Here is a 12,170-nt window from a genome sequence, read left to right as displayed (position 1 = left end):
CCACGACGGGTCGCCGCGAGCGGTTTTCCGACGCCGCAACGTCTGTACCAGACGCGAGGCGCCCTCGTCTGGGACAACGCCCGGACCCCCGGTCTGGGACAACGCTCGCAGGGCCGCCCCGTCTGGGACAACGCTCGGGGGCGCTCCGCCCGTCGCACACAAGACTGCGGGGCCCCTGCAAAAGGGGCCCCGCAGGACGTGCTGCTCCAGGTAGCGCTGTGCGTGCGTGACCTGGACGGTCCGGTCAGGTCATTGACCGGGCCCGTCCGGTCCGGTCAGCAGGTCTCGGCGTTGGGACGGGGGGCGTCGAGCCGGTCGGCGAACCGGACCAGCTGCGCCCCGGTGCCGCGAAGCGACCGGACGACCCACCGGTTGCGCTGACGCGGGAAGGGCACCACCTGGTGCCGGGTCCGCTCGTCGTACCGGTAGTTGTAGTCGTTGGCGAAATTGCTGATGGCAGGCCACATGGTTCTTCGATCTCCGTAGGTTTGGTGATGAATGGTCGGGAACGGGGAGGTTCACTCCCTCGACGACCAGCCGCACGCCGCCTTGCCCAGGCGTCTTCCTTGACCCCCCGACATCGAGTGGCGTCGACTTCTGGGTCGACTCCGGCGGCCGAACCGGCGCTGGTGCGACCGGCTGGCTCGCGTGGCAGCTCGCTGGCTGACCACTCCTTCGATGATGATCCGGGTTTGTGTGGACAGTATTTCTGCGGTGCTTCGGCTTGGTGCCTTCCCAACCAATAAGTGGCAACGTCGTAGCCTGGTCGGACATTCCAGTCTTCGCAAGATATTTCTGGTCCGGGTCCAACTTCCTGAGCCCGCCCCGCCCCCACGGCGGCGTGGGCTGCCTCAGTCGGGCAGGTAGTGCGGAACGATCTCCGCGACCCTGGGAGCGACCTCGCCGCGTTTCCACCGTAGGCGGAGTGCCTCGACCGGGGCATGGTCCCGCACCGGGATCGACGTGTAGGTGCCGCCCACCTGGCCGATCACCGTCCATGTCCCGCTCCTGCGCACCTCCAGCGTCCCCTGCGAGGTCTCCCCTGCGGCCTGCAGGACGCTCACCCGCTCCAGCGGGCGGGCCGTCGACAGCGTGACGACCAGATGGTCATCGTCGCCCTCCGGACCGGTCCCGAGGTAACTCGAGTGGGGGTCGCCGTCCACCGCGGCATTCGCCGTACCGCTCGCGTCGCCCGCATCGTTCTCGCCGTCCGCCGCGTTCTCGTCGTCAGACTCGTTCTCGTCGTCGGACTCGTCCTCATGGTCGGAGCCACCGTCGACGGAGAGAGTCGTACGGTCGAGAACCTCGACGTCGAACTCACGGACCACGAGCCAGTACGGAGCGTTCGCCGCCGCAGCGCGGTAGCGGACGTAGCGCGCCCGCGTCCCCTTCGGGGCCTTCGCCAGCACCTCCGCGGCGTCGCCTCGGGTAAGAACGGTCCAGGTCTCGCCGTCGGTGGAGTACTCCAGTACGCCCGACCGGAGGTAGTCCTTCGGTGAGTTGGCGTACGCCAGCTCGAGCCGCACCTCGCCGATTTCGTGCTCGACACGGAGATCGACCTGGACGAAGTCGCCGACCACGGGAGCCCGCGCACTGGAGTAGTAGGTGCTCTTGTCGCCGTCGAGCATCTGGGCCGGTTCGTGGCCCGCGTAGGTGTCCATGGATGCCTGCGCCTGCGGCCGGTCGAGCCCGATGCCGAGGGCGGCGTCGACTGCCCGGTCGACCCGGGCGACGAACTCGTCGACCACCCCGTCGCCGACCATCAGCTGACGACCAGCGTGCGGGCTTCGGGTGTCCCGGACCTCCTTGGCGCGCTCGACCAGGCCGTTCGCCGCCGCGCGGGCGTCCGCGGCCGCCGCGAGGTCGTTCTCCGCCGCAGCTACCAGGGCGGCGAGCGATGCCTGCATGGCACGTGCCCACAGTTCGGTCGCGTCGAGCCAGCCGGCGGCCTGGGTCGCGAAGTTCGGGTCGTCGACACCTTCCCGGATCAGTTGCGGTGACCCGGCGATCTCAGCCAGCGTGCGACGCAGCTCCGCCGCCGCGCGGGTCCGGTCGCCGTCGTTCCACGCGGTCCAGAAGTCCGCCAGTTTCACCGAGAGCACCGGCGCCCGGGCATAGTGCAGCGCGCCGTCGAAGTTGTTGAGGTCTGCCAACCAGCGGAGAGCGCCGGCCACTCTCCGGTCGCCACCGGCCTGGTCGGCCAGTGCGCGCGTCCACGCCGCCGCCGGGTCGAAGCCCTCGTCGTCCCAGCCGAACTCGCCGACCGCGGACAACGCGATCTTGCTCAACGCCGACTGGTTCATCGGGTTGGACAGGACGCCCGCGACCTCACCGGACAGCCCGTTCTCCCGGCCGGAGTACGCACCGAGCGGGATCCGGCCGGGGATGTAGTCGTTGGTCGGATAGTTGTCCCAGAGGATGATCTCGTGCCCGAACACCCTGGCCGCCTGCGCCGCCTGGTCGCGGCTGACTGAGCGCGGGATGTTGGCCACCCCGCTCCAGTACACCGTCACACCCGTCTGCAGCTTGGCCCGCAGGACCTTCTTGTAGGGCGAGTCGGTGACGCTGTCGTACTCCGTCGGCACGATCCGCAGCGCCGCGATGTCGGGCTTGCCGTTCGCCCACTCGTGCTGGAGGCGGGTGAGCAGAGCGGCCTGCGCCTCGGCCGCCCCTCCCGGCTTGTCGGCGTACGTCGTCTCGTCCGCGGCACAGTGCCACTGGGTGGGATCGATGTCGTCGAAGCCCATCGTGAAGGACCGGACGCCGAGGGCGTAGATCGAGTCGAGCTTCGCCGTCAGGGCCTTGTAGTCCTGTTCGCCGCTGAAGCACATCGACAGTCCCGGCGACAGCGTGAATCCGAGGTCGACCCGGTTCTGCCGTGCCCTGCGCACCAGCGTGTCCAGTTGGGAGCGCTTCTCGGCGGGATACGGCATCCGCCAGAGCTTGCGCTGGTACGGATCGTCCTTCGGTGCGTACTCGTAGGTGTTCATCCGATGCCTACCCATGAAGTCGAGCAGGTCGAGGCGCTCCTCTAACGACCACGGCGTGCCGTAGAAACCCTCGACCGCGCCGCGGTACCGCATCGAGGGCGTCTCCTGCACGTGCGTCGGCGGCATGAAGTCGGGTCCGCTGCGACGTTGAACCAGGTCGGCCAGTGCGTGGGCCGCGTAGAAGGTCCCGTCGGCGTCCGCACCGTCCAGCACCACGTGACCACGCCCGTCGTGGTCCTTCCCGACAGCGAGGATGTAGCTGTCGGCGGGGAGCGTCGCGGCCGTCTTGGAGCCGAGCGCCGCCAGAGTCGTGGCAGCGTCGCCGAGCCACACGGTGAGGTGGGTGCGCGGCTGTGTTCCGTCCGTGTCGACCACCTTGCGGACACCGGCGCGGGCGAGGACATCGCGGACCAGTTGCTCGGTCTGCTCGTCGGAATCGACGCCGCGGACGATCCCGACGGGGCCGATCAGGCCGAATCCCTCGAAGGAGCGCGCAACCTCGGCCTCGGCGCTCGGCAGCATCGCCACGGCCACGAGGACCCCCACCGCCGCCACGACCAACCGGCGTACGAGCCCGCCTCGCTCACGTCCACCCATCGCCGCGGCGTCCCCCTCACCTGTGACCGGATCCCCCGGTACGCCTCTGGGGATTTCCCTGGCACCCCCTGCCAGACCCGGACAGGTCATCAGGTGCTTACCCAGGCGTTCCTCCGGCTCACCCGCAAACGGTCCAAACTGGGATGAGAAACCCGAGACACCGAAAGACACCGCATCAGTTCGCGAGATCCGCGATGGCGATGAGCCCGGAGGTGGCAGCCGTGTCCAGGTGGCGATCAGGTCCCGACCCAGCCCGTCGAAGTCCCCGCAAGCGGCCGGCGATCCTCGCCGTCGTCCTGGCGAGCGTGGCGCTCGTCCTGTCCACCCAGCAGTCCGCCGTGGCGTACCCGCCCACCCCGCCGAGCGGCGGCGAGGCCGCGTCGATGCTCGCCGCGCTCACGGTCGCTCCGGAGGGATCGTCCGACGGATACGACCGCGACCTCTTCCCGCACTGGATCAACCAGAGCGGGTCATGCGACACCCGTGAGGTCGTCCTCCAGCGGGACGGGACCGGCGTCGCCGTCGACTCGTCCTGCCAGCCCACCTCGGGCCAGTGGTACAGCGTCTACGACGCGACCTGGGTCACCGACTCATCCGACGTCGACATCGACCACATCGTCGCCCTCGCCGAGGCGTGGCGGTCCGGTGCCAGCGGGTGGACCACCACGCGGCGGCAGGAGTTCGCGAACAACCTCTCGATCGCCCAACTCATCGCCGTGTCCGCGTCAAGTAACGCCTCGAAGAGTGACAAGGACCCAGCCGAGTGGATACCACCGAACCAGAACACGTGGTGCATCTACGCCCGGGAGTGGATCTGGGTGAAGAGCAGCTACGGGCTCACCGTGGACAGTGCCGAGAAGCAGGCCCTGCAGTCACTGCTCGGCTCCTGCTGAGCGGTCACTGCGGTCGGGTGCGTTCCCTCGCGTACGGGAGGGCTGGGGAGGCGGTCGGGAGGCGGGCCGTCACTTCATGTCAGCCGACGCCAGGGAACGCTCCGTGCCGAGGATGCGGACCCTGATGTCCTCGGCGTCCTGCGTCGGGACCGCCGCGACCACCTGCCAGATCCATGACGTACGCAAGAACGCCTCCCCCTTGGCGAGCCCGGTGTAGGCGGCGACGGCGTCGTCCTGGTCGAACTCCAGGCTCGCGTTGCGCATCGCGAGACTCTCCGCCTCCGTCATCGTGAAGAGCACGAGCGCGCCACCGTCCTTGGTCGCGAGCGCCCGCACCGACGTCACGGAGAACTCCTGCTCGTAGGTGAAGGCGTTGGCCTGGCTGCGGTTCTGCTGGGAGGCGCGGTGGCTGCGTTCGGTGTCCGGATGAGGGACGAACGCCGGTGCCTGGGGCGCCTCCGGCCCCTCCTCGAGCAAGGCCGCGTAGGCGGCCGCCGCCTCGGCGGGTGCCCGGGCCCGGCCCTCTCGTTCGCCCGGAGGCACCACGACGGCAGCGCTGTCACGGTCGAGGATCTCCGGGACCTCCGCGTCGTCGTCGAGGACGACGGACTGGGCCTTCCGCCACAATGATCCCGCGGTCGGGCGCATGACCAGGTCGACGGCGGTGTCGCCCTCGCCGGCGACCTTCGAGACGGCGAAGTACCAGACCGGGTAGCCCTCGAACGCGGGGAGGTAGGCCCGTGGATCGCTGTGGCTGACCGCCGCGCCGGGATTCTTGTCGTCCGGGTCGAGCCGTTTGGCGATCCGGAACTGGGCCTGGCTCGCCGTCAGGAGCGGGCCGGACTGGATCGACTCGATGAGGTCGGAATCGCGTGCGGCGCTCGCCTTGGCGTTGATCTTGTCGTACCGCTGGAGGAACCCGATCGTCTTGTCCTGGCTCGCCGGTGACCACTCGGGCGACCTTCCGGTCCTGGTCTCGGGCAGCGAGACGCAGCCCGCACTCGCGGCCAGTGCGAGCAGCAGGACACCGAGGGGGACGGCACGGCGGACGGGCCGGGGGCGCCGGTCAGGCATCCTCCGTCACCGACCTTCCGCCCGGTCGGCGTCGCCCCGCAACAGGGCGTCGATGGTGGTCCGGTCGTCGTCGTACGCACGGTCCTCGGGCGGGGAGTAACCGTGCCCGCTGGCGTCGACGGGCGGGAAGGACGGGAAGTCGGAGAGATCCGGTTCGAACGCCGGGAAGTCCGACAGATCGGGCGTCGGCGAAGCTGCAGGTCCTCGCTGGGGCCGCCAGTCGGGCCCTTCCGGTGCACGGGAAGCTGGCGAGGTGGGTGCGCCACGTGCAGCGCTCCACCATTCGTTTCCCTGGGGTCCGCTCTGCCCACCTCCCTGAGGTCTGCTCTGCCCACCTCCCTGAAGTCTGCTCTGCCCACTTCCCTGGGGTCCGCCCTGCCCACTTCCCTGCGGTCCGCCCTGCCAACCCGGACCATCGGCTGTGCTCGGCCGGCCAGGCGCAGTCGGCTGGTCGGGCGCAGTCAGGCTTGCCGGTGGGCCAGACCAGCCAACGTCGGCGCCCCCGCTCGGTCCACCAACCTCACGCGGTCCACCTACCTCACGCGGTCCACCTACCTCACGCGGTCCACCTACCTCACTCGGTCCACCAACCTCACTCGGTCCACCAACCTCACTCGGCCCGCCAACGCCGCCAACCCCGCTCGGTCCGCCAACGCCGTCGGGGGCGCTCAGTTCGCTGGGCCCGCTCGGCGGTTGCCAGGGAAGTCGGGCGGACGCCTCGCTGAAGCCGGTCGGACCACCGGGAGGCGCGCCCTGTGGCGTGCGCGGAGGTGCGCTCCGCGGGATGTGGTGTTGCGGGTCCGTCGGCCTCCCCGGCAGATCAGGAGGGTGGCGATGCGCCGGCGGCCAACTGCCGTTGTGCCCTGCGGGCGCTGAGGAAGGCGAGGGCGGAACGGTCGCGGAGCCGCCCGAGATGCGCTGTGGCCGGCTGTCGGGATTCCACACCCCCGGCGGCGGCCACGCGCTGCCCGGGGGTGGTGCCGCCGAGGGTCCTGTCGGCATCCCCTGTCCCTGCTGACCGGGGTGCCCTCCCTGGTGACCGGGGTGCCCTCCCTGCCCGGGATGAGCGGGGGCGCTCCGCGCAGTGCCTTGCGCGCTGGATGCGTGGGCAGGCACGGCGCGGGGGTCTGCCGGTATTCCGGGGAGCTCCGCCAACGGCACCGACCGCTCGGGTGATCCCCAGTAGCCGTTGCTCTCCCAGAGCTCCCGGTCCTCCCACAGCACGTCATTGCCGAGCGCAGAATCCTTCCGGAGGGATCGGAAGAGCAGACCGGCGCCAGCGAGGAGCACCATCCCTGCGCCAGCCACGGCGAGCGAGCTTGCGAAGGCGCCCTTGATCTCCAATCCGAACGTGGCGGTCACGTCGACACCGGGCGTGCCGTCGGCGGCCATGATCACCAGGTCGTAGGGACCGTCGGGGAGTTCCCACTCCAGCGTCTGGGCGCCGCGACCCGAGACGTGGGCGGTCCACCAGTCCAGCTCGGTCGGTGGCAGGACGCGCGAGGTAGCGCCTCTGACCTCCTGGGTTTTCACCGTCGACGGGTAGCTGACCTCGGTGAACCGGGTCTGCGCCACCTTGTCGAGGTAGCTGCGGACGTCGATGTCGTGGCCAACGCCGACGAACACGTCCCTGTCCGCCATCGCGGGATCGACCCTCACCACGGCGCGACTTCCGTAGTAGTCGACGAGATCGGGTGGGGTCGTGAGCGCCAGCCCCTTGCTGGCGACCTGCCGCGGTTCGGCGCTCAGGACGTCGTCGGGGCCGACGATCCAGAAACCCACCACGGCGCCGACGCCGAGCGCCACCACTCCGACGAGGGCAGCCAGGATCCCGGCAGCCACACGCAAAGCACGCATGCTCACCTGATGACCCCTGTGACCAAAGTCGGAAGTACCTGCTGATCCGTAGCCTAACCAAGCCGAGCCAGGTCGGGTCAGGCACGATTCTCCACCGGTGGACAACCCGGCGACCCTCGATCCGGCGGGTCAGAAGAGCGCGGCGCTCAGGTCCTTCCGGCCCTGTCGGACCCGCTCGTCCTCGGGCCCGACGGCCTCGAACAGCTCCAGCAGATGCAGCCGGACGACGTTGCGGTCGTCTCCGGTCGTACGCCGGACCGTGTCGACGAGCCGGCTGAACGCGTCGGCCACATGACCGCCGGCCACGTCGAGATCGGCGACCGCGCACTGGACGCGCGCGTCGTCAGGCTTCGCCGCCGCTTCCGCCCGGACCTCGGCGCCGGAGCCGAGAGCCGAAACCCGCCGCAGGAGCTTGGCGCGGGCGAGGCCACGGGTTGCCTCGGCGTCGCTGGGTGCCTGAGCGAGGATCCGTTCGAAGGCGGCGACGGCCCCGTCGAGATCGCCGCGTTCCAGGGCCGCGTCGGCATCGGCGTATCGCGGGTCGCGGGCGGGTTCGTCACCGGCATCCTCGACCGGTGCGCCACCGACCGGCTGGTGCGTACCGGCGGCACCCTGACCTTCGCTCAGTCGAAGGAGTTCCTCGATGAACTGCCGGACCTGCCCCTCGGGCACCGCCCCCTGGAACAACGGCACGAGCTGACCCCGGACGACGGCCACGACGAGCGGGATGCTCTGGACCCCGGCCGCCTGGGCGATCCGGGGATTCTGGTCGACGTCGATCGTGCCGAGCAGGAAGCGTCCCGCGTACTCCGTCGCGAGACGCTCGAGCACTGGGCTCAGTTGCTTGCAGGGCTGACACCAGGTCGCCCAGAAGTCGAGGACGACAGGTGCGGTGACCGACCGTTCGACCACTTCGGTCTGGAAGTTGGCCTCGGTCACCTCGACGACGTATCCGCCACCCGCAGCACCCTGGCCGGGCGCACCGGGTTGACCCGTCGTCGCTCCCGGTGAGCCTGTTGGTGCGCTGAGGCCGGACAGGTCGACGGCACCGGGGCGCGAGAAGCTCTCGGACGTCATGAGGGCGATTCTTCCCGACTGGACTTCTCCCTGCCACGGGAGGTCCCCATCCATGCGCTTGGGCAGGGACGGGTCCGCTGGTCACGCCTCGCCGGCGAGGCGGCACCACTCATGCCTCAGCGTGGATGTCGGAACTCAGCGAATCGTCCTGGTCGGCGGCGGATGAGGCCGAAGGCTGCCGCGCGGGCCTGGCGGCCAGCAGGACGCGGGCCAGCCCGGCGCGGCTGGTGACGACCGCCACGCGGTCGCCGGCGCGCAGCGGCGTCGTGAGAGCGGGATCCCAGTTCCACCCCCCGGCGAGTGTCCGGTGGGCGAGGAACCGGACCATCTGCGGCTCCACCAGGTCGCCGAGCAGGTCACCGACGACGGAGGCACCGTCGCGGATGGTCACCTCGGTGACGACGATCACCCGCCGCCCGGCCGGCACGACCGCGTCGACCCGTCGCTCCAGCAGCGCGTCGGCGAACGCGGGAGCGGCGAGCGTGGACACGCTTCGCGTGGTGAAGCCCATTCCCTTACGGTCCTGGACCCGTCCGGCGAACTCGTGGTCGAAGAGGCGCAGGACGACGCGGGCATCGGCGTTGCGTGCTCGTGCGTACAGCCCGGCCTGCAGATTGGCCACGTCGTCGTTCGTGACGGCGAGCAGCGCTCGGCAGCGATGAAGCCGGGCTTCGCGAAGCACCGCGTCCTGGCTGACATCGCCGATGAGAACGGGGATGCGGAGCGCGCGGGCGGTGCGGACGCCCGGCTTCTCAGGATCGACCTCCACCGCGACGACGTTGAAGCCCCTGTCGTGGAGCAACTCGGCGACCCTGGTGCCGACCGTGCCGAGCCCGCACACCACGACATGCCCGCGCGGCCGGCCGCGCAGCACGCCGAGCGACCGCGCCAGTGAGGCCCCCACGAACGCGTCGACGATCGCTGCCGTCACCAGCGACACCATCACGAGCCCGAAAAGCTGGACACCGACCGCGAAAAGCTTCACCCAGGTGGTCGCGCCGGACGTTCGCGGGTCGTCGAAACCGGTCAAAGTCACGGTCGAGACGGCGATGTAGATGGCGTCGGGCCACTCGATCTCCTGGTTCTGCTTCCGCGGCCAGAAGTGCACGAGCAGACTGCCCACGGCGATGACAGCGACCAGGAACAGGGCGACCAGCCGGAGGCGGGCGTCGAATACCCGCCGCAGGTCGGTGAGGAAGTCGTCCAGTCGGGGATGCACCCGCCTGGGCCTCCGCCGGACTCCGGTGGCAAGGACCAGGTCGGCGTGCTCGTTCGGCAACAGCTCCGTACGACCGTCCGATGTCCGCGCGAGCCCGGTCAGTGGCGGGTCGGCGAGGAGCTCGGCCGGCCCCGCGACGACCTTCCGCCCACCCACCGTCATCGACTGGATCTCGGACTCCCCCAACGCCGCGGCCACGAACTCCGGCGCGGCCATGTCCGCCGCCGACATGGCCTCGCAGGCGACCAGGTTTTCGACGAACTCGGCGAGCCGCGGGTTGACGATGTGGACGACCAGCCGGATCGACTTGTTCAGCTCCTCCGCGGTCAAGGCGGCATGGACATTGCCGAGATCATCGGGCGCGACGAGGGCGATCGCCTGCGCGGTCTCGACCCCGGCTTCCCGCAGCGCCGCTTCGTGGGGTCGCGCGGCGACGACGAGAGTCGCTCCCATGGCCGCCATCTCCTGGGCATGGTCGGAGTCGGCGTCGGGGACGATCACCGTCACGGCCTCGTTGACCGCCAGCAGCTCGGTGGTGATCCGCGCGGCGGTGCTGTCCGAGCCACACACGACGTAGTGGCCGGTCGTCCGGGTGGCCTTCCTGGTGTCGGAACGCTCCGCAGCGGGCTCCTGCGTGCGGCCGCGGCCACGGTCGCGGACCCGTCCGACGATGCCGTTCCGCGTCCTGGTCTGAAGGTCAAGCATGCGTCGCAGTCGCGTCAGCACCCGTTCGAACCCTCCCGTGTCGGTACGCGGCGAAACGATCTTAGAGCTTCCGGCTCGGAGTCCTCAGGTGACGCGGAGGTCGGCGAGCTGGTCAAACGTACGACCGAGTGCCGGGTAGAGGTCCCGAAAGACCGCGTAGTAGCGCTGGTACACCTCATGACGCGCCGGATCGGGTTCGACGTGCCGGAGAACGCCGGCGGCCCGGGAACGCACCGTCGCGGCCAGGTCGGGGACGAGCCCGACTCCGGCTGCCGCCACCAGTGCGGCGCCGACGGGCGCGCCACGCGACTCCTTCGGCACGTCGATCGGCAGGCCCGTGACGTCGGCCTTGATCTGGGTCCAGGTGGTTCCGCGGGCGCCTCCGCCGACCGAGCGCAGCACACCCGGCCGCAGGCCGAGCCGTCCCAGCTCCTCGAGGTTGTGGGCGAGACCGTACGCCGTGCCCTCGAGGATCGCGCGGACGACGTCGGCCCGCCGGCTCGCCATCGACAGGCCGACCAGCGCACCTCGCGCGTCGGCGTTCCACAGCGGCGAGCGCTCGCCCAGGAAGTACGGCAGGAGCACGAGGCCGCCGCTACCGGGCGGGGCCGTCGCGGCGAGAGCGTCGAGAGCGGCGAACGCGTCGGGGGCAGGTTCGGCGTCGCCGAACTCGTCGCGGAACCAGCGCAGGATCCCGCCCGTCGCGACCATGGAGCCGTAGACGAGATGGTGGCCGGGCAGGGGGTACGGCAGGACGCTCAGGGTGCCGAGCCGGTCGCGGCGGAGGCGCTTCGCCTCGACTGCCGCGTTGACGACGGTCGACTGGCCGGTCATCTCGCAGACGTCGCCGTGGTGGGCGAGTCCCGCCTCCAGGCTGGCCGCCGCGCCGTCGACGACACCCGCCACCACCGGCGTACCGGCGAGCAGTCCGGTCGCCTCCGCGGCGTCGTTCGTCACCGTTCCCACGACGTCGGTCGGTTCCGCTACCGGGGGCAGCCACGCGGGCGGCACGCCCCACAGGTCGACCATGCCGGCCGACCACTGGCCGGTGTCGAGGTCCCCGAGCAGGGTCAGCCCGAGGTGCCCGGAGTCGCAGACCGCCACGCCGGTGAGCCTGCGTACGACATAGCCGTTGGCCATCAGGACGCCGGCGCCTGCCTGCCGAATCCCGGGCTCGTTCGCCAGGAGCCAGGCGAGCTTGGGAGCCGCGAAGTACGCGTCGATCCGGTTGCCGGTCGTGGAGACGACCGTTGCGGCGGCGTCCGCGCGCTGCCGGCAGGCGGGCTGCCCACGCCGGTCGAGCCAGAGCAGTGCGGGCCGCACGGGAACACCCGCCGCGTCGACGACGACCACGCTCGGGGCCTGGCTGCTGATGCCGATCCCGCCGATACGCGCGGGGTCGACGCCGGACCGACCGAGGACCACCCGTACGCACCGGCAGGTCGCGGCCCACCAGTCGTCGGGGTCCTGCTCGGCGCCGTTCGGCTCGAGGTACCGGGTGGGGTACTCCTCGCCGGCCTCGGCACGGACCCGCCCGGCGTCGTCGACCAGGACCGCCTTGGCGCCGGTCGTCCCGATGTCGACTCCGATCACACCGTCGCTGTGGACCCTGTCGCCGACCATCCCACCCTGCTTTCCGCTCCGGGACCACATCACCAGCCGGATGTACGCACCAGCATGCCGCCGGACCGCCGCCCCGGTTGTCCGCGCGCCGCCTTCGGACGTATAGTCGATATCGATTAACCGAATTCGACTAAC

Annotated in this window: 8 protein-coding genes; 1 reads left to right on the top strand and 7 read right to left on the bottom strand. The window is 70.5% G+C overall.

Annotated features, from left to right (window positions below; all coding sequences use genetic code 11):
- Nucleotides 1–275: 275 nt before the first annotated feature.
- The gene (locus ABN028_RS09295) at nucleotides 276–467 is read right to left on the bottom strand and encodes a hypothetical protein (RefSeq protein ID WP_349326075.1); all 192 of its coding nucleotides are present in this window, start codon (nucleotides 465–467) and stop codon (nucleotides 276–278) included.
- Between the two features lie 384 nt (nucleotides 468–851).
- Complete coding sequence (locus ABN028_RS09290; protein ID WP_349696303.1) at nucleotides 852–3,587, bottom strand: glycoside hydrolase family 84 protein; 2,736 nt, start codon at nucleotides 3,585–3,587, stop codon at nucleotides 852–854.
- Nucleotides 3,588–3,808: 221 nt separating this feature from the next.
- On the opposite strand from ABN028_RS09290, the gene ABN028_RS09285 reads away from it, so the two are divergent.
- Nucleotides 3,809–4,480, top strand: a complete 672-nt coding sequence (locus ABN028_RS09285) for an HNH endonuclease family protein (RefSeq protein ID WP_349326073.1) — start codon at nucleotides 3,809–3,811, stop codon at nucleotides 4,478–4,480.
- A gap of 69 nt (nucleotides 4,481–4,549) precedes the next feature.
- Here the strand turns inward: ABN028_RS09285 and ABN028_RS09280 are convergent, their stop codons facing one another.
- From ABN028_RS09280 to ABN028_RS09260, 5 genes are all read right to left on the bottom strand, one after another.
- Complete coding sequence (locus ABN028_RS09280) at nucleotides 4,550–5,554, bottom strand: DUF8094 domain-containing protein (protein ID WP_349696302.1); 1,005 nt, start codon at nucleotides 5,552–5,554, stop codon at nucleotides 4,550–4,552.
- A 6-nt stretch (nucleotides 5,555–5,560) separates the two neighbouring features.
- A complete protein-coding gene (locus ABN028_RS09275) occupies nucleotides 5,561–7,411 on the bottom strand; it encodes a hypothetical protein (RefSeq protein WP_349696301.1) in 1,851 nt (616 codons plus the stop codon).
- Between the two features lie 129 nt (nucleotides 7,412–7,540).
- On the bottom strand, nucleotides 7,541–8,488 hold the full coding sequence (locus ABN028_RS09270; RefSeq protein WP_349326070.1) for a tetratricopeptide repeat protein: 948 nt from the start codon (nucleotides 8,486–8,488) through the stop codon (nucleotides 7,541–7,543).
- Nucleotides 8,489–8,597: 109 nt separating this feature from the next.
- A complete protein-coding gene (locus ABN028_RS09265) occupies nucleotides 8,598–10,412 on the bottom strand; it encodes an NAD-binding protein (RefSeq protein ID WP_349696300.1) in 1,815 nt (604 codons plus the stop codon).
- Nucleotides 10,413–10,496: 84 nt separating this feature from the next.
- Entirely contained in the window at nucleotides 10,497–12,035 is a 1,539-nt protein-coding gene (locus ABN028_RS09260; protein WP_349696299.1) for a xylulokinase, read from the bottom strand.
- Between the last annotated feature and the right edge of the window lie 135 nt (nucleotides 12,036–12,170).

The organism is Actinopolymorpha sp. B17G11 (genome assembly GCF_040196095.1).
GTDB lineage: Bacteria > Actinomycetota > Actinomycetes > Propionibacteriales > Actinopolymorphaceae > Thermasporomyces.
Note: the sequence above shows the minus strand (reverse complement) of the source record. Positions and strands in the feature narration are given on the sequence as shown.

What these genes read in the sequence shown, in the direction of transcription:
- ABN028_RS09290 (WP_349696303.1), bottom strand. Translation starts at nt 3,587, where the DNA reads ATGGGTGGACGTGAGCGAGGCGGGCTCGTACGCCGGTTGGTCGTGGCG.
- ABN028_RS09275 (WP_349696301.1), bottom strand. Translation starts at nt 7,411, where the DNA reads ATGCGTGCTTTGCGTGTGGCTGCCGGGATCCTGGCTGCCCTCGTCGGA.
- ABN028_RS09295 (WP_349326075.1), bottom strand. Translation starts at nt 467, where the DNA reads ATGTGGCCTGCCATCAGCAATTTCGCCAACGACTACAACTACCGGTAC.
- ABN028_RS09260 (WP_349696299.1), bottom strand. Translation starts at nt 12,035, where the DNA reads ATGGTCGGCGACAGGGTCCACAGCGACGGTGTGATCGGAGTCGACATC.
- ABN028_RS09270 (WP_349326070.1), bottom strand. Translation starts at nt 8,488, where the DNA reads ATGACGTCCGAGAGCTTCTCGCGCCCCGGTGCCGTCGACCTGTCCGGC.
- ABN028_RS09280 (WP_349696302.1), bottom strand. Translation starts at nt 5,554, where the DNA reads ATGCCTGACCGGCGCCCCCGGCCCGTCCGCCGTGCCGTCCCCCTCGGT.
- ABN028_RS09265 (WP_349696300.1), bottom strand. Translation starts at nt 10,412, where the DNA reads ATGCTTGACCTTCAGACCAGGACGCGGAACGGCATCGTCGGACGGGTC.